Raw genomic sequence first — 23,675 nt, 5'->3', positions numbered from 1 at the left:
GCACCGGGGGAATCTCTTTCCGGAGGATGGCCAGCTCACCCATTTTGGAACCACCGGAGCGCTTCCGGAACAACAAGAACACTGGAAGATCTGCAGGGGAAATTTTAGCCAGGATATCAGCTGCCGGGTTCCGGAATTCCACTCGCCTATTTAACCAGGAACAGCACCGGGGGAATATCTTTCCGGAGGATGGCCAGCTCACCCATTTTAGAATCACCGGAGCGCTTCCGGATCCACAACAACACCGGAAGAGCTGCAGAAGAATTTTGTCATATCACTCTCTCTAATGGACATTTTGCCCCATTTTTGGTTTGAAGCCAATTATAAAAAAAAAAGGGTTGGAAAACCAACCCTTAAAAACACTAACACTACTTACTTAATTGTAAATTATTGTAGGTACAATTTCTTTTTCTGCTGTAGTTCCATCATTAGCAGTAACTTTTATTTTTAATTTTAAATTAGAAATAGCACCTGCATGAGTTGCAAATCCTAAAGCTCCATTGCTCATTGAATACATATCATTACTATAGGTAACATTGTTCTGTAAATTAATAATATCTGAGTAGGTAAATTCTTTCTGTCCTGCAGCAGGCTGACCATTTACAGTGCCAACACCATCAAAGTAACAAGATAACTTATATTCAATACTAGATATTTTAGCAGGGTCTGCTTGAACCTCGAAACTTCTTGAAAATCCTGTAATATTATAATTATAATTTCCTGTAGGATTAATTCTAGTAACATGTACTGTTGCAGATACATTACCTACAAATGCCAACGGGAAACCAACTACAATAGTAGAACTTTTAATATTACTCTCATTTCCAAATTCGTCCTGAGCCTGTATATTGTATGTATATGTTCCTGTTTGAAGCGCTTTGAAAGGGATGGTAAATGCACCATTTCCATTTAAAGCATAAGGAGTATATACATTGTTTGTACTTTCAATTCCATTCATCTGATTATTGGTAGCAGATGAAATCCAAGTCTTATACTTAATATTGTTATTGGAAGTAGATGGGGATTTTGTGATAATTCCTGTCATTGTCATTGGTGTGTTAGGTACTACATTTAATGAACTAGGATTAGCACTTTCTATTACAATTTGACGTGGTTTAATAGTCTGTGTAATAGTATATGGTTTAGAACTATTAGAATTTTTTACTGTGTATGTAAAATCATTCTGACCAACCTGGTTGGTTTTCAAAGAAATTGAAAAGTTAGTAATATTACTAATTGGATAAAATTGTCCTAGTTGAGCCGGAACACCATTAAATTTAATATCTCCATTGTATGTATCAAATCTTACTTCATAACCACTAGCATTTTGGGGATTGGATGGTGTTATTTTATGAATATAAGTTGTTTCGTCTCCCTGGTAAATATCAGCAGTTCCACCTACAAAAGTAAGAGCAAAGTCAGATATTTCATATTTAAATTCCATTTTTTCCTCTTTACTCGCTCCTTTACTATTGGATACAGTAATATTAACAGTATGTGAACCTGCTGCATTACCTGTGTATTCAAATACATTGTCTTTATTTGTAAAAGTGTACTCTTTATTAGGAACTAAAACCACACCATTGAGTTTTAAAACTCCACTAAGATTAGTTGTAAATTTAAATTTTGTATCTAATGAGCTAAAATTATAATTTGTAACCAGGTTAAATTTAAATTGGTTTGTTTCTCCAACAGCTTTTTCAATAAAGTCAGTATCTCTGACAATTGAGAACCCGAACTGACCTCCGTTAGTATTTTCCCAATCCCCATCTTCTGAACAGGATTGAATTGAAAATACAGTTAATGTTATTGCAAAAAATAATGCGAATAGTTTAAAAATTTTGTTCATTTTGTAATTTTTAATAGTGTTAATTAATATAGAAACGTAAACCGCCGAATAGAGCATAATTTGACTTAGAAAATTTACTTTTAAGGTCATAAAATTGTGAATAATTTAAAAGTAATGACATTCTACGGATCAGATAAATTTCAGCTTCTGCTGAACCTGATAATCCGTATACAAATCCTTTAACTTTGTAAGGTATTTCTGCATTATATAAAGGATCTTTTTGGTTTCCTTTATTAACGTTTTCATACGCTCCATAAACTCCAAAAAATGCATTCAACATTACAGGATAAAGACCCTCATAAGAATATCCAGCATTAATATTTAAACCATACTTTTGATAGGGCAGTACTTGGCCATCTATATAATTTATTTTATAGTCTGAATAAAAAGCTTCAGCCTTTCCAATAAAGCCCTTGTCTCCTAATACTTTCATGTATCCTATCTTAGCTGTATATCCTCCTTTTTTTAAAGAATCGGAATTGAGCATGTAACCATACTCAGCATGAATTGCACTTTGATTTTTTCTTCTTCCTTGAGCTTGTAGAACAATGCTGAATAATAGCATGCATCCTACTAAAAATTTAATGTTCATCATATATTTTATTTTGTACTTTCTGATTGTAATATCCATTTAGGTTTTATTTCTAATGTTAGAGAACGTTCTCCATCTATTTCATTCAAAACAAAATGCAATGTTTTATTACCGGAAATAGTAAACTTATCGAAAACATAAACTAATTTCTTTTTTGTTTTTTTGCTGATCGATTCAGGTTGATTAGAATAGATTGGAGAGAACGTTTTTTCTTCAGTATCAATCAATTTTCCATTTCTTTCGACAGGAGCAGTGATAAAAATTGCGCTTTCAACATCATAATTGATATTTGATCGATTATCAATTTCCAATAGAACATATATCTTACCTGTACCAGAATAAACGCCTTTTACAAAGCCCTCTATACCATTAATAAGTGCTGAGTTACGGTTATTTATCCATCCTTTAGTGCCAAGTAACTTTTCTGCGGTTATTTCATACTTTGGTTTTTCTTCTTTAACTATAGTTTCTTCAATAGTTGGAACTACTTCTTTAGTTGGTTCTACTGTTACTACAGTTTCAGGAGCTACTTCCTCTTTCCCTGCATCTGGTACAATACCTGATTCTTTAGCTATTGGCTTTTTTACATAGCTTTTTTTAACTGGTTTTTTTCTGTGAATTTTCTTCTTTGTTTGTGAAAAGCCTAGAAAACTAATAAGAAGAAAAGCGAAAACTAAATTCTTTTTCATATTATATTATTTTAAATTATTGATAAAACATTATTGTACATTCTATATTACTCGATAGTTGGATTTTATCATCATTTTTTCTATTGCCAGAGCTAGTTGCTCTTCCAATCAACCCTCCTACTACTGGAATTCTAGAGACTTGACTCTGTGCTTCATCTCTTATTACATCTCCAGCTCCATTTCCATTATTGTTTCCTCTTACTGGTAACCCCTCACCTCCGTCATAGCCTACTAATTTTGCAGTAATTGGCAGATTTTTATTATTAACTTTTAATGAAACAAATCTTACAATCACTCGATTATCATCTACAATAGTACTCCCGGTTATAACCTGCCCTCTTTTAGTCTGTTCTCCATTGATTGTTATTGGATCGAGGAGAACAAATGACAAGCTTCTTCCTGTTGTTGCATATCCTGATGAAATAAGCTTAGCTCTTATAGGTTTTGCAGTTTTAGCAGTTATTTCAGGTTTAGCAGTATTTGTATACGATGGGGTATTAAATTGTGTTTCAAAATTAATATCATCAGCTACTTCAGTATTTTTATAAGTAGGCTGGGAAACAGGTTTTCTCTTTGTCCCCTGTGGTTTAGTAATTACATTACCTAAATCGCTATAGCCTACATTAGATCCACTTGGTATATCATCCCCCCACATTGAAGAATTTCCATAAGTGCTATGTGAATTACTTGGCTTACTTGGAGCTATACTTGAATTTGATAATGAACTTTTTCTCATTTTCTCAAAATCAGCATCACTAAATCCTGTATCTGTATTATTTGAATTTGATGTTGTATTAGAACTTGTATTAAAGTTTAAAGCATCTTCTGTTTTACGAGCATATGTAACTGAATCAGAAAACTTTTTTTCAAAGGCATCAATCTTGGTTCCGTTTTCTAATGTACTATCCTTTGTAGTTGGAACTTCAAAGTTTAACCTAGATGCATCATCACCTACCATTACTTCTTTATCATTTCTAGCATCACTTTCACTTTCAGGAGCAAACATGATATACAATAAAATTGATGAAGCAATAATTGCAATACAAATCACCAAAGCACTTTTTACTTTTTTGTCCTTTATTAATTCTTGAAAGTTAATTGCCATTTTGTTGAGTATTTTGGTTTTGTAAATTATTCTGTCTATTAATAATAGAATCTGATTTAATAGTTCTATTATCTGTAATTGTCAGATTTACTTCTAACCCATGTGGGTTAGTTTGCATTACCCTGGGAACATCATACATTTCACCTTGAGTCCATAATCTTCTAACTTCAACTATATTAAATCTTCTGATAAATTGACGTCCATATGCTTTAAACTGATAAGGAATCTCATGAGAGTTGATTTTAACTGAATCTACTACAGAAGAAATATCAAGATTATTTTGAACTACATTATTATACCACTGAGCTTCTTTATAGGTTTGGAATAAAAGTCTTCCTTTTTCTCCCATAACATTTAATCCTTTGTTCACCTGGCTTCTGTAATTTGTAGAGTTATAAGTGAAGAATGTGTTATAGACAATTCTAATATTATTGTCAATTTCAACCTCTTTTTGACCTTCTATATCTTGTTTAAATGCGGTAGCTATACTACCTCCTTTATCCATAACATAAATATTTGAGGTTGCGAGAGAGTAGAAGTAAAATAAGCATCCTACACTTAATAGAACTGTTAATAAAGAGAAGACAATCACAAATAACATTATTTTTCTTAGCTTATTTGAAGATTCATCTGCTTGCTGAAAATATGCTTTTATACTTTCTAATTTAGTTTTTTCCATTTTTTAGTTTATCCTTTTAATGATTCTCCTGCTTTACTTGCTATTCCTCCCGCACCGGATGCTCCTCCTGCAGCTGCACCTGCTCCTCCAGTTAATGCACCTGTTGCAACTTGCCCAGCTGAACTTGCTGCAGAACCTACAGCACTTGTAGTCATCATAACCATTGTAGGTGCTGAAGAAAACATGTCACCTGTATTGCCTCCTCCTAGCCAATATCCTATAACTGATGGTACTTTAGATAGAAGAACTAATTTCAATATTGTAGTTGCTAATGCTGATATAACAAGAAATGTCATTTTCATTATTGTGTCTGGATCTGGGGCCATCATTATTTGAACATTTGGCATCTGAACATCTCCAACTTTATTTGCTATTTCCAGAAATAATTGATCAGAGACATATATCATAATAGAACCAATTGGTATCCATAAATAAACAGAAATATATGTTCTTAGCCAGTTAGTAAAGGTTCCTTTAAATGTTGGAAAGAAATATAGTGCAAGTGCTAATATCCCTCCAATCCTTAATAGGTTAAGCCAGATATAAGAGAATGCGTTAAATAACATTATTATTACCGTATTAAATACGTGTGTGCAAAACATTGTTATTTTCAATATCAATATTTCAGGATTGTTCATTATATTAACAATAGTTGATACCTTCTCTTTTATTTTTGAAAAATCAAAAAATGAGGATTCCTGATCAGCATTTGCTGGTGCAATAGGTTCTTCAACTCCACTGGAGGGAATGAGAGACCATTTTGCTATAATATCTCGATATGCTTCTGTACTTCGACTATCTTTGGGGGTAGCTGCCTGAAATTCTTTTTGTATAGCTAGTAAACCACTATCTAATTGACTATTAAGATCTGTCCAGCTTAATAATAGTGCTGCATATATTAATGGTGGCCCAAGAAGATCTGGTGTGATTTGTTCTTTGCCAGAAAAAATCTTTCCAATTTTTGGAACAAAATAGAAAAGAAGAGCTAAAGTTCCCAAAGCTTTCATTCCCCACATTATTTTGTTTAATCCCCCAGATTGAAATACTTTGTTTACTATGGTTGAAACTTCAATGTTTTCAATTCCATAAGATGTAAGTAGAGTTAACATATTAAGTTATTTAAGAATTGGTGTTCCATATATTGACTTTTTAACAACCATTGTTGCATTCTTATCATAAGCTTCAGCACCAATACTGTATATTCCCCCTCTAAGACTAGTTAATTTCGCATTTATTTCGTTTAATAGTTTTATTCTTTCATATGAGGAAAGCTTTAAAAAATCAGACTTCATTACACTAGAAAAAAAGTTAACTGTCTTTTGATTATTACTTACGATATTCGCTAATCTGTTTAGAGCATTTTGCACATACGCAGGATTGAGCTGTTTATAAGACTGTAAGGCATTAGACGTATTTCGGTAATCTGAAACTACACCTACAGCATTTTTCTGAATATCTGTAACTACATTCAATGTTTTTAGAGCATTATCTACTTTTTCTACTGTCTCTTTTATCCATTTCCCCTGGCTTTGTAATTGTTTTACAGTACTTGCTGCTTGTGCTATTGTCTTTGAATTTGATATGGCCTGTTCCTGGTTCAGGACAGTAAGTAAACCTGCAACTCCTGGATCTTCAACAACCCATTGTGAGTATACTGAGCTACAAATGGTCGTAAATATTATTAGAAATAGTTTTTTCATTTTGTGAGGATTTATTGTTAAACAAATATAATTAATTTATATGAAATAAATACGGTTAAATTGTAAAATCTGTAATTAATTTAGTTTTGTTAATTTCTACATCAATATAACTTTCAATAGTAGGTATCATTTCTTTTCTATGATGTTCATAAAGCGTATTAAAAGTTTTCAATTTATTTTTATCACTTTCATATATTGCTAAGCAAGGTTTAGATACTTCTAACCTCATAACCTTCGCATTTCGACTGCCTTTAGCCAACAACAGCTCTGTATATGCCAAAGGGTCGGATGGAGTCGGTTTTGTATTATTTTTTATTGATAATAATTGACTTACATCAGCAGTTGACAAGGAAAGCTTCTCTTTTAAAATTGGAACATCTCCCAAAACTTCTCTGTGATCTAGTATGTATTTTATCGCAGTATTACCGAGAATCGCTTTTTCATTTGTTACACCTAATGCAAATAAGTCAGTAATTTGCTGTATAGCTATTCCAACAGATCCGTCAAACTTTCTAATTGTTTTATAGAGATATTTTAGAAGAGAAACCATCCCTTTCTTTTCTAATACTTTCCAAGCTTCATCTACAAAGAATTCCTTTTCCGAATCATCTTTTTTCCACATTGTGTTAAAAATTAGATCCGAAATAATCATTCCAAAAATCGGAAACAAAATTGGGTGATCCTTAATATTATCTAATTCAAATTCTACATACTTCTTATTCTCAAAAACTTTTGGTTCTCCATTTGTAAAAAGATTTGAATATAAGCCATCCGCATATTTTTCTAAGTTTAACACTAAAGAATCAATTTCAAAAAGATTAAATGTTTCTAACTTGATTGTCTCAGCATTTTCTTTTATATACTCATAAAATCGAGGTAAAGAATTGTTATCAGAATTTCTAACCGAATAGATTTTGTCTTCGTCTTCTTCTATCTTCGATTTTTCATGATGTAATTCTTCTGTTGGAGAAAGTTCTTTGGCATCATAAAATTTCATAATGATTTTTTCTAATGAAGATCTTTGGTCATTTGAAAGATCTTTATCAGTTAGCCATATAAGACCTATGAAATCTATTAAAAATTCTACTTTTCCTGTATCAATTTTATTATCAAATACCCAGAAAGGATTTAAATCAAGTGGTCTTCCCTTTTTATATTCAAAATATAGAGTATCATCTGGATACATTCTACATAATTTATCATCTCCTCCTACATTGAGAACTACCGTCTGATTTTTGGGATTTTCTATATTTTGCCTTAATCTACTTTTTGAAAGAAAAGACTTACCACCTCCGGATGGAGCTACAATAATATAATTTCTATTCAAAATTTCCTTTGTTTCATAAGGCTTATGAAAAGTATCTACATATAGCGGAATATTTGATAATCTGTCGTTGTATAGAGTACCTGAAACATCAGACTTGTAATTAGTTTCAGTTGTCAAATAACAAAGAGAAATATCTAAATAGCTTAAAAAAGTTTCTTCCACTGGGAGCAATCCACCATTTCCTAAATGATTTGCCAGATATATATAATCTCTATCAAAATAAGAATTATTATAAGGTCTTATACCCATTTTAGAGTAGTACCCTGTAACTTTATTTGTTATTTTCTTCAAATCATCTTTAGAATCAGCCCAAAACACTACATTAGTATGCATTCTGACAATTTTTACATTATCTTGCTCGACCCTATCCAGGAAAAAATTATTTTGATCAGCTAGTGTCTTATTTTTTCTACTTAATAGTCTTGTGCTACTAAGTCTTTTATTATTAAGTTCTAAATCTTTTTTGACTTTAGCCTGATCTTCAATAAAAATAAATTGATTATATACATGATCCTGTTTGAAGTCTAAAGCTAAAGGATAACAGTAGGAACGGAAAAATTGAGATTGGTCAACTGATCTATCTCTATCAAGAACGCAGTTGTTGAGAGTTCCATCCGGTTGTTGGCCATCTTCTCTTAAAGAAAATATTTTTACATAGCTATCCCCTATTCTTAAATCTTCATCAGAGGAAACATAATCTCCTATCTCATCCTTGAATAATGTATATTCATCTACAATTATTTCATAAATCTCCTCTGATGTTAAAGCTTCACACTTTAGGATAGTAGAAGCATTGATAACACTAACCGCATGCTCTACATGATTCATAAATGCTTCTATTTCTTCTAGACTAGCAACTGTATTTCTTTTGGATAGAATACTTAGCCTGTCATAATTTTTTCTTAATGTAGTAAGTTCCGGTTTAATAAAGGAAATAATACAGTCGTGATTCATATATATACGACCTTTAAAATGCTCTGCAGTACTTTTTTGAAGATAAGTTTCTTTAGCAAGATTTTCTGAATTGTATATTTTTTGCTTAAAGATATCTTTCTTGTGTATAATAGTTCCCTCAGGTAAAACCATTAACGCTTTTAGAAAATCGCTATGGATAAGGTCAAATTCAGGTTCACCCATTGTGAAAATTTCAGGTAAATGAATTCTATAACAGACTGCTATATCCTTTGACCTATTTTTAACTACATTTCCATCAATTGCCGCAGTTTTGTTAAACTGCGGGAAATGATCATTATTTTTTGGATTTTTACTCACGGCTTCATTTTTAAAATTAAATTAAATATTTAATTCACCAATATGTGAAATGTTAGTTGTCTCAAAAAAATATCAAATTTCAAAAACTCTATATTTTTCTTTGGAAAGTTGTTTTAAAGAATTTTGTGTTTTTTTATTTTTTAAGTGCTTCCTTTATCTCAGTAATACTAATTTTTGTCCCATTGAAGTTTTCAAAATATTTCTTCAAAAATTTAGATAAAAAATCATTTCCATGTTTTTTTTCCATTGCACTGAGTCCAAAATATGTAACCAAGATTATAGGGAGAAATATTAACAGAGTTATAAATCCCCTAGTAAATATTATTGTAATGATGATTTCAATAATAAGCAGCATAAAAGACTTAAGACTTAAGCCAAAATAATTTGGCTCTTTCCCTATATTTTTTAAAACTGGAAAATTTTTCATTATTTAATAATCTCATCGATCAATACAAATAATAGTGCCGCAAAGACTAGGGCTCCAATATAACTCATTAAAGCTTTTTTTCCTGACGAGCCATCATCTGCCTGCATTTTTTGATATACTATTACTCCTCCTCCAATTGCTGCTAGACCAATAATTGATTTTGCAATTCTTCGAGCATTTTGGGTCCACTTTGAAATTTCTCCATTTACGTCTGCAAAAAGTAGCCCAGGAGCCAATAATAATGCTACAATAAAAACACCTTTTGCTATTCTTAATGTTTTTTGGTACTTAAGATTTTTTTTCATGTTATATTTAATTTAAAATTTTAGTCTTCATTTTCAACAAGTTCATCAAATTCCATATTGAAATCTAAATGATTATCTTCTATTTCTTTGGGTGAAATTATTTCTTCGGTAAAAATACTAGTTTTTTCTCTTTCATCCGTAATTATTTCATCTTTTTGAAACGTATTTATTTCTTTTGTTATTGAAGTAACCTCATTAAGCTCAGCTATATTGGTTTCTTCAACATCCATTTCATCAAATAAACTACTAGTATTCTCTGCATAAGAATTAGCAGTTTTGAATTTGTTAAATTCATCTAAAAGGTCATCATCTTCATCACCTGATACCAATCGCTCTAATTGATTTGTTACTTGTTCATGTAAACTAGTATCTATTATCTTAAACAATTCATGACCAGGAGTTTCTTCTACTTCTTTTACAAAAGATAGTTCCTGTAAATCAGGAAACATAGCCTGATCTCCGGAAATACTTTCAAAATCTATTGATTCTTCATCATCTTCGATAGCGGATCCGGTAATATTTATTTTATCAAATTCATTAGATTTTTTTTCATCCTGTTCCGTAGAAGCTTCTTCTACTACTTGTAATGGATTGATATTTTTATATTTCCGGATAATTTTTTTCATCGCTGTTGATGAACTATCTATCTCAATACTTTGATTATTTCTAATATCAAAGATTTGATTATTATTTTCAATTTTTACTATGGGTTTTTCTTCTTTTTTTTCTCTCTGCAAATTTGGGACCTCTTGTTTTTTTTCTCCTTTATTTAATTGTCTTTTTATAAAGAAAAAAGTTCCTATCAGCGTCAACCCTATTATGAATAATATGATGGCCAACATATTTTATATATTAAATTCGTCTTTATGCTTATTATAAAAATCAACAATTAGAGAACTTGCGATTTTATATCCAGCAACATCTGAAGCCAAGGACATAATTTTAAGATAGCGATTGGCCTCATTAGAGACTTTGGTATTCGTTGTATCTCCATATTCAAGATCCCCGTTTTTCTGAAGTACCTTTTTTACAGGAGCAGTAAATTTTATCAAAGGATCCGGCTTAACCTTGATCTCTTTTTTAGGTGACGGGTCTGCAGATTTATTTCTAGATTTATACTTATTGGATATATTTGAATTTACCTTAGCATCTTCAGTTTTCTCAGAATTATTTTCTGTTGCGGGGTTTTTTGACTCAACAGAACTTTCAACATTATCATTGTCTGCTGTAGGCACATTTATAATATCTTCTATTTCCGAAGATTTCTTATCAATTATATTTTCAGTCTCATCTACGAGTGATGAAGAAAGGCTGTTTAAATAACTGTTTCCTTTGCCTTTAGGTTTTCCGTTTGACATAAATATAGTTTGTATTAATTGTTATTATTTGAATATTCTTCTGGAAATAATATTGACATTATCTCTTCAACAAAAGGTATTGGACTTTTGGCTCTTGGTACACCAGTCACTAATTTTATTGTAGAAACATCCATTTCCAGTTTTTTATTTTCATAAATATGATTATCTAATTTTTTTACCCCTCTACTATCTAAGACTTTTTGAATAAAGTCCCAAACTACTTTAGATGTTGTTTCACTGTACATAAAAAAATATGCATAGTAATCTTTTAATCTGGAAGAGTTAGGATTTTCCTTTTGATGATTTTTAATTCCTCTCAGAACTTTTTCAAAATCAAAACCACTTTTAAAATTTTTTTCTTCAGCATAAAATGGAATGAAGATGTAATCTAAAATAAGGAGAATAAATGAAATTTCTTTAAAATCAAGCGTTCCAGGAAAATCTATGAATATGATATCATACTTAGTTTGGAGATCTAAAATTTTTTCAATCACATTATCATCTTTGAATGAATATGTATATATTGGATAAAGTTCTTTTCCCTCTTCATCTAGTTTTTTTAAAACTTTTGCCTCTTTTCTTTGTGGAAGTAACATTTCTCCATCTAGTTCAGCAAGGCTCTGGATGTGCTTAATTTCATCTCTCCTTTTATTAGATAGTGATTTTTGAATATCAAGATCTACAGCACATACTTTTTTATCGTAATAATAATTTATGTATGTAGCAGCGAATGTTGTTGATGTAGTTTTGCCAGAACCACCTTTTTGTGAGCTAAACGCAACAATTTTGCCTAGTTTATTCATTTTATTTATGTTTAAAAATTACTTTAAAAATTGCAATGCAGAGATTTATAAAAATTGCGATACAGTTAAAGATAATTTTAACTGTGAGATGGAACATTAAAAAAATAGCTCGATCCATAATATTTGCATTTTTGGTGTTAAGATATAAAGCTACTTATATATTAATATATAAGTGATTTCATATACAAATATATAAAAATATTTAGACATACAAACATTAATATCTAAATAAATAAATAATTTAATAAATTAATATCTTTATTTATTTAGATATATAGATATATAGATATTTTAAAATTATAATTCAATAGATATATAAATATATATATCTTTATTTATTTATATCTGTTTTGTTATTTGTTATGCTGAATTTACATATATTAATATCTTTATATATTAATATTCGTCTATTTAGTTCTTTGTTATTTATAAGATATTTATTTCTTAATATCTAAATATATTCTTGATTAAATTTTAGCTAAAAACAAAATAATATCTAAAGATATTTATATATTTTTTTAGTACTTTTGTGTTTAAACATAGCAAGGTGTGTTTTTGTCGGACAAAAACTTCCTTGCTCTCCGAGTCAAAATGAATAATATGCTCGTTCCAGTCGCATATTTTGTATTATTAATATTTAAACATTTTATGAAAAATAAAGGAGGTAGACCTAAAATTATAGAAGAAAAGTTACTTAGAAATAAGAGGATTGATTGTAGATTAACTGAAGAAGAATACAATCAACTACTTAAAAAAATACCTATTGGAGTAACTATTTCTGATGGAGTAAGAACGTTACTTTTATCTAATAAAAGTAATACATTTCATGCAATCGATTTTAATAAATATCTTTTTGAAGTTAATAAAATAGGTACGAATATTAATCAAATTTCAAAGAATATTAATACTTATGGTTCAATTGATGAAGCAGGAATTTATAATTTGAAAAATCAAATTAAAGCAATAAACACTCATTTTGAACTAATAATTTCTTCAATTAATAATAAATTATAAATGTTTTGATTGCAAATATTTCTCATACCGAAACTGTGAAACCATTGATCGAATACAATGAAAAAAAGGTTAAAAAGGGTGAAGCTGAAAGAATTTTTTATAATGGTTTTGATTCAGAAGCATCAAAAGAAAGTGTGATTTCACATTTTGTAGTTCATACTCGTGAGAGTAAAAGAAAGGATAAAAATATGCATATTTCATTAAATTTTCCTGTAGATGATTTAAAGAAAATAGACAATGATTTGTTGACTAAAATATCTAAAGATTATCTTAAAGAACTTGGGTTTCCTGAGGGGCACCCTCTAATTATATATAGACATTTTGATTCTTTTCAACCACACATTCATATTGTAACTCCTAAAATTATTTCCAAAAAAACTATTATCAATGATTCTAATTTGTTCTTAAGATCTCAAAAAATAACTAGAGAATTGGAACAAAAATATGAATTAAAAGAGGTGAGTAGTTTAAAAAATAAGATTGTTTCAGTACCAGATAATATCTTTGTTGATGGTGTTATCGAAGATACTTTAGATAAAAGGAAAAGATATTCGTATGCGGTTGATTATATATTGAAGCATTTCCATCCAACGACAATGGATGAGTATAATGTACAGTTAAATAAAGTAGGGCTAGAAGTAATTTCTAATAATTATGTAGATAAAAATAATGAAATTAAAATTGGCCTTAAATATAAAACTAAAGGAATTTCAGACCTCCCTTTAAATAGTTCTGCACTTTATTCTAATCCAGGACAAAAAAAACTCGATAAAGTTTTTTTAAGAAATTTAAAGTTCAGGAAAAAAAGAGAGGGGGAGATAAAAGATTATATTGAGAATCGTATTTTTTCTAAATACAACACATTAACTCATGATATTTTTATTGAAGAAATGAATAAGATAGATATTGAGGTTTCTTTTACTTTAAAGAATGGAATCCCTGCAGCATATAGATTTTATGATAAAAGAGAGGGATTGTTTATTAAACCATCTGATATAGCAAGATCGTTGAGTTACGGAAATGTTAAAGATAAGTTCTCTGAGAAAACGGTGAGGGATTATAAGTATCATAATGCTACATTAGTTTTTGTTTTAGAGAAAAAATATAAAGAATTGTATCCAGAGAAAACTAAAGAAAACAATCCACAACATTATATAATGTTTATGGCACTGAATGGAATGATTCCAGATGTTAAAGGAGGAAAATTACGATTTAACCATTATTTAAATAAAAATCCAAAAGATATTGAGTACTCGGAACCGGTTAAAATTCAGTTGAACAAAATAGATTTTTCAGAAGTATCAAATTTAGTGCATGCTAAGGATTATAAAAGTAAAGTTTGGAAGTTTCAGCAATACCTTAGAAATGATGCAAAATCTACTATAAATAAGGAAGATAGTAAAACTGAATCATTGACTGAAAAGTTGAATAAAGCTGTAGATCAATTATTGACATTGTTTGAAAAAAATCAAGAAGTAAAAACCGCTGTAAAAGGACCAAAAAACAAAATATAAATATGAAATAATGACGGATAAATATAATCAATGCATAATTATTTCATATATTTGATATTGTAAAAAATTTATTATGAGTAACTTAAAAGAAAAACTAAAAGAAATTGAAGATTTAAATTTATTAAGTCTAAAAGAATGGTTAGAAATTTTTTCGTCTAATGAATTATCAATAGAGGATATTGAAGAAAATTATTCACCTTTTATGAGTGTAATTCAAGAATATTTTATTGAAGATAATGCCTTTAATGGATATTCGGATGAAGAGGGTGGAGAAATTAATTTTACTGAAATTGCAAAGTCACCTGGTGAAAGACTGGCATTGATAGAAAAAGTTATAGATCTAAATAGAAGATTAATAGACGATAAAAAGTCACAAAAAATTAACTCTGATAAAGCATTGATATTAAGATCTCAAATTGAACTGTTGCTAAAGGATCCAGATCAGAAAGAAAGATATGATTTTATAACTTTTATGCAGGAGGGGAGTGAAGTTTTTGGAATTGTAAGAGAGCAAATTGATTATTCTGGGAAAAACTTCTCTAGTATTATTCCTTTTTTTAAAACTGATACTGAAAATGCAGACTTGTTGAAATTGCTTAGAAACCAAGAATCAATTTTAATTCCAACAGAAAAAATAATAAACTCATTACCCCAGGACGAGGGAATGAAAGTTTGGAAAGACTTAATAAAGAAAGAAGAGGTTAATCCAGAACTTGAAATTGGCTCAAAAATAAAAGACATCATTTCTCCTAAAGTTGAAAAAGCATTAACAAAAAATAATTTTTCATTAAAAAAACTATTTGATGACTCTTTACGGGAAACCCAAAGTATTCTAAAAGGAGCTGGAAGAAATGCAACTTTTGAAGATTGCTTTAACGAAATTTTTGTTTGTATTAAAAAGTCAGAGAGCTTTAAAATGAAAAAAATTTCATCCGCAGTATACAAGATGTTTCAGCCTATATTGGAGGATGAAAGCAAATCATTACAACAAAGAATGAACGCAATGATTAATGTTATTAATGATGAGAAGAAAATTGAAGATTTGAAGTTCATTGATGATTTTTCCCACAAATTTAAGCATGGAGAATTAACTGATGAAGATATAATTGGGCTTATTAAAAAGTATGAAGATAATAAAGATATAAGTGTATCAAATATTGTATCAGAGTTTGTAGAAACAAAAAAACAGGAAATTAAGCTTAACGGAACAGGTACAACTGATGTTGAAAACCAATTAAATTTTCATCTGGAAAAAATTAATGTAAAAGATATTATTTCTTTTGAAGATAATGGACGTTTTTACAAAGGAAGAGTATTAGAAAACAATGACGGTATTTTAAAGATTCAAGTAGGTGAAAAAGAAAAAATCACTACTGAAGATAAAAGTGTTAAATTATTTAAAGGCCAGAAGTTTACACATACTGAAATTATTGCTGCATTTGAAAAGAGTAACATTCAGTTGAAATACGAGGAACTTTCTAATGATAGTAAGTTAAATCTACTTAAAGGGGATTTCTCCCAACTAATTACATCAACAGTTATTAAAGATGATAACAATGGTTTTAAAAAGTCAGAACAATATGACTTTAAACTTTGTATTAAATATGATGAAAATAAAAGGGCTGTTTTAAAACCAGTGTATAAAAATCAAGATTTTAACTTAGATGAATTTACATATAAAAATCAAAAACTAAACGAAGATCAAAAGAAAGATCTGCTTGACCAAAAAGTAATCTTATTTGAAGTTGTTGATAAAGATGGCAATTTACAATTTAAAACAGATATGAAATATGATCCTCAATTAAATGATATTTTATACAATTCTAATAAAGGAGAGAATTATGCAAAGAGTTTGAAAGAGGGATATACAAAACAATTTACTGCTACAACCACTATTATAGACAAAGGTTCAGGAGGAATTAAAATGTAAAAGATATAAAAATATTAATTTATTTATATCTTAATATATACACAAATCAAAATCATAAATAATTTTAACATGGAAAATTTTAGTTTAATCGCACATGTTGCAGATTCGAATAGTAATCAAACAAATCACTTACATGTAGATGGAACATTTGAGAACATTGAGCAACAATTAAAGGGACTTGCTGCTTTAGCTAATTCAGAGAACGGAATCGTAGGAATTATTTCATTTTATGCAGAAGATGGGAAAATTGGTGAAGTGATGGAATATACTTCTAGTGAAAGTTATCTAAATGCCTTGAGAAATGAACTAGATTCTAATATTGGAGGATTTAAATATCAAACCTTAATGAACAATCCGGAGCTCTTAAAAAAAGTAGATGATCTGGTTTATGGCTCTCATGGAGTAGATAACCCAAATTCACTTACTTCATATGTAGAGAAAGTGCAGAAAGAAACTGCAAAAGAAAAAAAAGATAAAAAAAAATTGCATTTTACTATAACCAATGAGAACGGGAAAAGACTTCTGGCTAATATTTACCCTATTGAATTATCAGGGAATCTAATTGATCTTAAAAGGTTTTATAAAGTTCCAATTGGGACAGATGAACTTTGGGAAGAACAAAAAAAATGGGAAAGAGAACTATCAACAAGAACAGAATTGAGTGATGGTCTAACAAATACTGGAATTGATGAAAAACACGCTCACTTTTTTAGAATATATAATGAAGCAAATCTAATTGAGTTAGAAGAAAAAGAAGATTTTTTTTTAGAGATCGATCTCTTTAATAATTATGAATTTATTCCGGAGGATCTTAAACCAATAGTTGATTATTGGTCAGAAAAAATAGAATCAGGAGAAGATAACGGATATTCTTATTGCGATAAATTTCAGAAAGAGTGTCAAGCTCATGGATATACTTTTGAATATGATCTTACTGCAGAACCATTCTTTTTAAGACCTATTAATATTCAAGAGCAGCTAATTTTAGAGCAATCAATTAATACTAATTACAAATCTCAAAATATGGAAAATACAGAAAATCCGAAAGGAAAAGAACAATTAATTCAAGTACTTAATGCTTATTATCAAAATGAAGAAAATCCAGAGCCAATGTGGGATTTCAATCATTCAGCTGGACAAAAAATACTTGATTTCTGCATAGAAACTCAGAATAAAGAAGAAGTTTTTGAAGCGGTTTTAAATTTTTATACAGTAATAGGTGACCCTATTGTAGAACCAGATGTAAGGGATTATGATTTAGAAGTCCTAGGTGATGAAGAATTATATAATAAACATGTTGCATCATATAATATAAAAAGTGCAGAGTTTGAAATAGCATATAATAACGCTATAAACGAGCTTAATAGATTAGGTATTTCAGAAATAGATCTACCAATTGATGGAGATAGGGAAATAGAAGCTATACGTACTCTTAAAAAAGATTTAGACACACAATTTGTTCACCTAGTTCCTGCAGTTTATAATGATATTTTTGAAAATAAAAATAAGTCTGTAGTATTAGAAATTGGGAAATTAGCAATTGTTAATCATGAAGCTGATTATTTTAAAGGACAGATTGTTAATATAAATGATGATAGAGTTGTGCTTAAAAGCCTGGAGGGATTAGAGAAAAATTTTCATAAAGATGAGATTTATCAATTCTTTCCTGGACAAAAATATGATAGGTCTGAAATTGAAGCTTTATTTAAAATTAAACCAGCAGGTATAAATTTTTCAGATTTGGATAAAAGTGATATTACCAGGTTAATGAGAGGGGAGCTTACTAATTCTCTTTTTAAGGGTATTAGTGATAAAGATGGAAAGAAAGTAGAGTATTCATTTAAAATGAGACCGGAGTATTCAAAAGCGGAAAAAAAACTAACCTTAAAGCCTCATTTTAAGAACAATCAATCTGAAATACCTACTAAAGTCTTCGGAGTAGAATTAAATGAAGAACAAAAAATGATAGCCACACAAGGGAAGTCCCTAATTATAGATGGTATTAGTAAAGATGAAAAACCATTTAGTGTAAAAGTTCACTACGATCAAGAATTAAATTCATTTATAGCTGATAAGTTTATCAAAAAGACTGAAACTACAAAGGTAGAAGAAGAAATAAAACAAAAATATAAAGGACCAAAAATTTAATAATTACTAACCGATAAAACAAAATATTATGGCTTATTCATTAACATTAACAGGACATTTAGTTGCAGATGCAACTTACAAGCAATTAAATGGCGAAAGATCACCAATTAATTTTACTGTGGCGATTAATTTCCCCAACAAAAAAAATCCAGAGTACAAAAAATGTGTTTATTGGATTCAAAGCAAAGAAAATCCGGAAATTTTAAATCGATTGAAAAAAGGGGAGGGGGTTACTGTATTTTGTAATTATTGTGATACAAGTTCATATGAAAACGAAAATGGGACACAATTCACAACACTGGAATATGTAGATAAATTAGTGCTACATAAAACCAAAGATCCTGCAACAGCAACAGAGTCTTTTTCAAGTGAATCTACAAATACCTCAGATAAGGTAGATCAGAGTACAGAGGAAATTAAAGAAGATTAAATCTTTAAAACTTATGAACTTTAAAATGATAATAAAGCTTATAAGCTTTATTATCATTTTTCTAAACAAAAAATGAAAAAAAAAATATATGAAAGTAGTTCTTGCAGAAAAGCCCAGTGTTGCTAAATCTATAGCAGAAACCATTGGAGCAAATGAAAGGAAAAATGGATATTTTGAGGGAAATGGTTATCAAGTAACCTGGGCGTTTGGCCATCTTGTTATGCTCTCTTCTCCGGAGGAAGTTTTAGGAAGAAAAATTGAAAATGATGATTTACCATTCTTACCAACTGAAATCCCATTAAAGGTTAAAGAAGATAAAGAGGGTACTGCTAAAAAACAGTATCAAATTATAAAGAAACTTTTTAATGAAAGTTCAGAGATTATTTGTGCAACCGATGCAGGAAGAGAGGGGGAGCTTATTTTTAGATTGATATATGAACATTCTAAATGTAAGAAGCCATTTAAAAGACTTTGGATTTCATCTGTAAATACGGATGTAATTAAAAATGGATTTAACAATCTAATTGATGGAAGAGATAAAGACGGACTATATATTGGAGGGAAGTTAAGACAAATTGCTGATTGGTATTTAGGATTTAATTCTTCTATAGCCATGACTAAAAACAATGGCTTTCTGCTAAGAATAGGAAGAGTTAAAACACCAACATTATTCCTGGTTGTAAAGAGATTTCTTGAAAACAAAGGGTTTAGGCCACAGCCATATTTTGTTCCTAAAGTAACTGTATCAACTCAAAAAGGTGATGTTATTGCTATATATCAGGAAAGGGTAATTGATAAAAATAAAGCGGAAGAAATTATCAAAAGCGCATTGAACCAAAAAACTATTCGTTTAGAATCGATTGATAAAAAGGAAAAGTCTACAGCTCCTCCAGCATTATTTAATCTAGCCGAATTACAAAAAAAATGTAATAAATCTTATGGATATACTGCAGATGAAACTTTGAGTACTTTACAAGTATTATATGAAGCTGGCCATGTTACTTATCCCAGAACAGATAGTAGATTCTTAAATGAAGAAATGAAAACTGAGGTTTTTGAATTAATTGAACAAATAGGTGGTGTGTTTAACTGTCAAGATTTTACAGTCCCCTTATTATTGGATAAAAATATGAAGCCTTTCAATAACGAGAAAGTGACAGATCATCATGCGATCATTCCTACTTCAAAAATTCCCATATTAACTCACCTAGATGAAAAGAAAAAAAATGTTTACCTAACTATTCTATCTTCATTCCTACAGGCTTTCTCATCAAAAGAATTGAAAAATGTTACTGTATATACTTTTTTTATAGATGGAATTCAAGATCCTTTTCAAGCCAGGGGAGCAGTTGTTGTTAATAGAGGGTTTACTATATTCAAAGACTTTTTGTCAGATAAAATACTGAAAATAGAGGAAGATGAAAATGAAGAAGAAGATAAGCAGCTGCCAGCTTTGGAAGTCGGAAATTACGAAATCAAAGAAGCTTTTATAGTAGAGTCACAAACTACACCACCGCCTTTATTAAATGATGCTTCATTAATAACATTGATGGAAACTTGCGGGAAAGATATAGAGAATGAAGATCTTAAAGATGCCTTAAAAGGAAAAGGAATTGGAACATCAGCAACGAGAGGGGGAATTATTAAGGAATTGGTAGATGGTGAATACATTGAACGTAAAGGCAAAATTCTACTTCCTACAAAATTAGGTTTTGAAATTGTTAAGGCTTTAAATGGACAAAAAATTTTGTCAGCTGAATTAACAGGCGAGTGGGAAAATGCAATATCAAATATTGAGATGGGAAAAGGAAATGTAGATGAGTTTGAACAAAGCATTAAGAAGTTTGCTTATGAGATCACTGAGCAGATAAAGGGGAGTCCAAAATTGGGGTTTAATCCTAATGAGACTTCACAAAATTGCCCGAAATGTAAATCTAATAAATTATACCAAAATAAGTTCTTTTATTATTGTGTTGATGAAAATAGTTGCCAGTATAAATTGTACAAGAATTTTAGAGGACAACAGATCACTGAAAAGCGATTAACAGAACTCTTAACAAAAGGAATTTCTCCAAATGCGAAATGTAAAACACAAGAGAAAAAGACTTATACTATAGATCTTATTTTCAATAAGGAAACATTTCAAATTGAGACCCAGCAATCAAAATCAAATTCGGGATTTGGGAAGAAAAAATTTAATAAAAAATAAAGAGGTGAAAATGAGACAGAGACATAATCATAAACTTATAAGACAAGATATGCAAGAATCTGGAAAATTTTGTAATGATATCTGCAGCTTATCAATTGCTGATATTTTGCAACTGATAGAATATAATAAATACCTATTAAGTATATCCGGGGAAGAACTTAAATATTTAATGTTTCCTGATGGAAATCCAGAAAAAAGACAATCTTTTTCTACAATGACAATTCATGACAAGTCAAAAAGAAATCTAATCGAACTCAATGCATATATTTTTGAATTTAATATGAGACTTTCTAATAGAACAGCGGACTTTCAGCTTAGTAATCCAAAAGAAAATTAATATAATTATGGCGCAGGATAAAAATTTGGAAATTTATACGGGATTATTTTTCTTATTATCCCTTATATTATTAGGAATTGATGTAGTTACATTAGGAAATGTTTCTTTAAGCAAACTTGGTTTTGATTTTTTTACACCCTTTGCAAATAAGGTACTAAGTTTTGGATTTTATAGAGAGGGGAAATATTATTTAGTAAGGGTCTTCATAGTAGTTTTAGTTGGTATATCTGTTTTCGGAGGAAAACCGAAGAAAATATTGAAAAAAAATGTTAATACTACTTCAACTATATTAAAAGCTCTGGGCTGTAGTCTTCTATTTATATTTTCTTACTTTTTTTACTATATTGGAATGAATGTAGGAATTTTTTCATTTTATACAATTATAAGCTTTGTATCATATTTTATGATTATTCATTATTTTGCTGAAATAATGACTACTATTAACTCCTCATTTGGAAAAGATAGGTTTGGAAAAGATGGAAGAAAATTTTTGCAAACACAGGAACTAATGGAGAATGATGCTTCTGTTAATTTGAAGACAGATGATGGTTATATTAATGTTGTCAATCCATATAGGGCATCATTAGTAATTGGAACACCAGGATCCGGAAAATCATTTGCCATTTTACAACCAGCTATTGAGCAACATATATCAAAAGGATTTGCAATGCTTGTATATGATTATAAATTTCCGACTTTATCAGTGTTTACTTATAATTGTTTGGAGATGTATAAAGAGAACTATAAGGTTGAACCTGAGTTTTGTGTTATTAACTTCGATGATCCGAAAAAGTCTCATCGTTGCAATCCTTTACAACCGGAGTTATTAATAGATTCTGTTGATGCTGTAGAAGCTGCTCAGGTTCTAATGATTGCACTTAACAGGTCCTGGAATTCTAAGCAAGGGGATTTCTTCGTCGAATCACCAATTAACTATGTTGCATGTTTAATTTGGGCGTTAAGATGTGCAGAGGGAGGAAAATATTGTTCATTACCTCATTTAATTGAGTTGTTATCAAAATCCTACGAAAAACAATTTCAATTCTTGGCATCTATTGAGGATGGAACCATATCAAATATGGCTGCACCTTTTATCTCAGCTTACGAAAACCAGGCTACTGATCAGTTGGAGGGGCAGATCGCTTCTGCTCGTTTAGGATTGTCACGTATGACCTCTCCTGTTGTATATTGGGTGATGACTACAGATAAAGATGAAAATGGTAATGAGATTGATGGAATCAATCTACAAATTAACGATCCGCAAAGACCTAAAATTCTATGTATTGGTAATAATCCGAAAAGAGAAAAAATATATAGTGTATGCATTTCTTTGTTTACAACAAAGATTATGAAAGTAATAAATATTAAACATCAGAATAAATCTGCATTAGTATTAGATGAGCTTACAACTATGTCATTTCCGAAAGGAACACTCGATAATATAATAGCCACAGGGAGAAGTAATGAGATTGCGACTTGGCTAGGCTTCCAGGATATAACACAGGCTGTAAGAGACTTTTCCAAAGAAAATGCAGAATCCATTGTTAATACAATGGGTAATATTTTTGCTGGGCAGGTTTCAGGAGATACAGCTCAAAGACTTGCAAGAATGTTTGGTAAAATCAAGGTACAAAAAGAATCGCATTCAATATCTGATAGTGGAACATCCATTTCTTATTCAGAACAAATGGAGGAACTAATACCTGAATCAGAAATTAGTACTTTATCTCAAGGAGTATTCTGTGGGAAAATTGCAGATAATTTTGATGAAAAAATTGATCAGAAATTCTTTTACTCTACAATTCATGTAGATCTGGCAAAAACAAAAAAATTAGAAAGTGGGAAACTACCCGATTTAACTCTTTTTTTAGATGCTAAGAATGAACCATTATCTGATAAAGATGTTAATCAAGTTTTAATGGATAACTTTAATCAAATTAAAATGGACATTGATGGTTTATTAGAGAGAACTTTAGTAACATTGTAA

21 protein-coding genes are annotated in these 23,675 nt (G+C 29.9%); 8 read left to right on the top strand and 13 right to left on the bottom strand.

The genetic code is table 11. The features are described from left to right. Positions 1-376: 376 nt before the first annotated feature. From C1638_RS21505 to C1638_RS21445, 13 genes are all read right to left on the bottom strand, one after another. Positions 377-1,849, bottom strand: coding sequence for a TraQ conjugal transfer family protein (locus C1638_RS21505; protein ID WP_109623991.1), 1,473 nt, complete (start codon positions 1,847-1,849; stop codon positions 377-379). Positions 1,850-1,868: 19 nt separating this feature from the next. Further along, a complete protein-coding gene (locus C1638_RS21500; protein WP_165826575.1) occupies positions 1,869-2,444 on the bottom strand; it encodes a conjugal transfer protein TraO in 576 nt (191 codons plus the stop codon). A 5-nt stretch (positions 2,445-2,449) separates the two neighbouring features. Next, the gene (locus C1638_RS21495; protein WP_109623989.1) at positions 2,450-3,130 is read right to left on the bottom strand and encodes a DUF4138 domain-containing protein; all 681 of its coding nucleotides are present in this window, start codon (positions 3,128-3,130) and stop codon (positions 2,450-2,452) included. Between the two features lie 16 nt (positions 3,131-3,146). Continuing rightward, positions 3,147-4,235, bottom strand: coding sequence for a conjugative transposon protein TraM (gene traM / locus C1638_RS21490; RefSeq protein ID WP_109623988.1), 1,089 nt, complete (start codon positions 4,233-4,235; stop codon positions 3,147-3,149). Then, positions 4,225-4,914, bottom strand: a complete 690-nt coding sequence (locus C1638_RS21485; protein WP_109623987.1) for a hypothetical protein — start codon at positions 4,912-4,914, stop codon at positions 4,225-4,227. Before C1638_RS21485 ends, traM begins: the two co-directional genes overlap by 11 nt. 8 nt (positions 4,915-4,922) lie before the next feature. Continuing rightward, positions 4,923-6,023: a TraJ family protein gene (locus tag C1638_RS21480; RefSeq protein ID WP_109623986.1), complete on the bottom strand. Its 1,101-nt coding sequence runs from the start codon at positions 6,021-6,023 to the stop codon at positions 4,923-4,925. A 6-nt stretch (positions 6,024-6,029) separates the two neighbouring features. Then, entirely contained in the window at positions 6,030-6,614 is a 585-nt protein-coding gene (locus C1638_RS21475) for a hypothetical protein (protein WP_109623985.1), read from the bottom strand. A 55-nt stretch (positions 6,615-6,669) separates the two neighbouring features. Beyond that, on the bottom strand, positions 6,670-9,213 hold the full coding sequence (locus C1638_RS21470; RefSeq protein ID WP_109623984.1) for a TraG family conjugative transposon ATPase: 2,544 nt from the start codon (positions 9,211-9,213) through the stop codon (positions 6,670-6,672). Between the two features lie 133 nt (positions 9,214-9,346). Continuing rightward, positions 9,347-9,640, bottom strand: a complete 294-nt coding sequence (locus tag C1638_RS21465) for a hypothetical protein (RefSeq protein WP_109623983.1) — start codon at positions 9,638-9,640, stop codon at positions 9,347-9,349. Then, positions 9,640-9,945 carry a DUF4134 family protein gene (locus C1638_RS21460; RefSeq protein WP_109623982.1) on the bottom strand — a complete coding sequence of 102 codons (306 nt, stop codon included), beginning with the start codon at positions 9,943-9,945 and terminating at the stop codon, positions 9,640-9,642. Before C1638_RS21460 ends, C1638_RS21465 begins: the two co-directional genes overlap by 1 nt. Before the next feature lie 20 nt (positions 9,946-9,965). Continuing rightward, positions 9,966-10,787 carry a hypothetical protein gene (locus C1638_RS21455; protein ID WP_109623981.1) on the bottom strand — a complete coding sequence of 274 codons (822 nt, stop codon included), beginning with the start codon at positions 10,785-10,787 and terminating at the stop codon, positions 9,966-9,968. A gap of 3 nt (positions 10,788-10,790) precedes the next feature. Then, on the bottom strand, positions 10,791-11,303 hold the full coding sequence (locus tag C1638_RS21450; RefSeq protein ID WP_109623980.1) for a hypothetical protein: 513 nt from the start codon (positions 11,301-11,303) through the stop codon (positions 10,791-10,793). Positions 11,304-11,317: 14 nt separating this feature from the next. Next, positions 11,318-12,106, bottom strand: coding sequence for a ParA family protein (locus C1638_RS21445; protein ID WP_109623979.1), 789 nt, complete (start codon positions 12,104-12,106; stop codon positions 11,318-11,320). A gap of 648 nt (positions 12,107-12,754) precedes the next feature. Between C1638_RS21445 and mobC the strand changes: the two genes are divergently transcribed. The 8 genes from mobC to C1638_RS21405 all read left to right on the top strand — a co-directional run bounded on the left by mobC (position 12,755) and on the right by C1638_RS21405 (position 23,675). After that, positions 12,755-13,120 (top strand): plasmid mobilization relaxosome protein MobC, encoded by a 366-nt coding sequence (gene mobC / locus C1638_RS21440; protein ID WP_165826574.1) that lies wholly within the window; start codon positions 12,755-12,757, stop codon positions 13,118-13,120. A 5-nt stretch (positions 13,121-13,125) separates the two neighbouring features. Next, positions 13,126-14,634: a relaxase/mobilization nuclease domain-containing protein gene (locus C1638_RS21435; RefSeq protein ID WP_165826573.1), complete on the top strand. Its 1,509-nt coding sequence runs from the start codon at positions 13,126-13,128 to the stop codon at positions 14,632-14,634. Between the two features lie 73 nt (positions 14,635-14,707). After that, the gene (locus C1638_RS21430; RefSeq protein WP_109623976.1) at positions 14,708-16,564 is read left to right on the top strand and encodes a hypothetical protein; all 1,857 of its coding nucleotides are present in this window, start codon (positions 14,708-14,710) and stop codon (positions 16,562-16,564) included. Between the two features lie 69 nt (positions 16,565-16,633). Further along, entirely contained in the window at positions 16,634-18,712 is a 2,079-nt protein-coding gene (locus C1638_RS21425) for a hypothetical protein (protein ID WP_109623975.1), read from the top strand. A 28-nt stretch (positions 18,713-18,740) separates the two neighbouring features. Continuing rightward, complete coding sequence (locus tag C1638_RS21420) at positions 18,741-19,142, top strand: single-stranded DNA-binding protein (RefSeq protein WP_109623974.1); 402 nt, start codon at positions 18,741-18,743, stop codon at positions 19,140-19,142. Positions 19,143-19,230: 88 nt separating this feature from the next. Further along, entirely contained in the window at positions 19,231-21,351 is a 2,121-nt protein-coding gene (locus C1638_RS21415) for a DNA topoisomerase (protein WP_109623973.1), read from the top strand. Further along, positions 21,323-21,688, top strand: a complete 366-nt coding sequence (locus C1638_RS21410; protein WP_109623972.1) for a hypothetical protein — start codon at positions 21,323-21,325, stop codon at positions 21,686-21,688. The genes C1638_RS21415 and C1638_RS21410 overlap by 29 nt, the downstream gene beginning before the upstream one ends. A 7-nt stretch (positions 21,689-21,695) precedes the next feature. Continuing rightward, positions 21,696-23,675, top strand: coding sequence for a TraM recognition domain-containing protein (locus C1638_RS21405; RefSeq protein ID WP_109623971.1), 1,980 nt, complete (start codon positions 21,696-21,698; stop codon positions 23,673-23,675).

It is taken from the genome of Chryseobacterium oncorhynchi (assembly GCF_002899895.1).
In the GTDB taxonomy this organism is placed as follows: Bacteria; Bacteroidota; Bacteroidia; order Flavobacteriales; family Weeksellaceae; genus Chryseobacterium; species Chryseobacterium oncorhynchi.
Note: the sequence above shows the minus strand (reverse complement) of the source record. Positions and strands in the feature narration are given on the sequence as shown.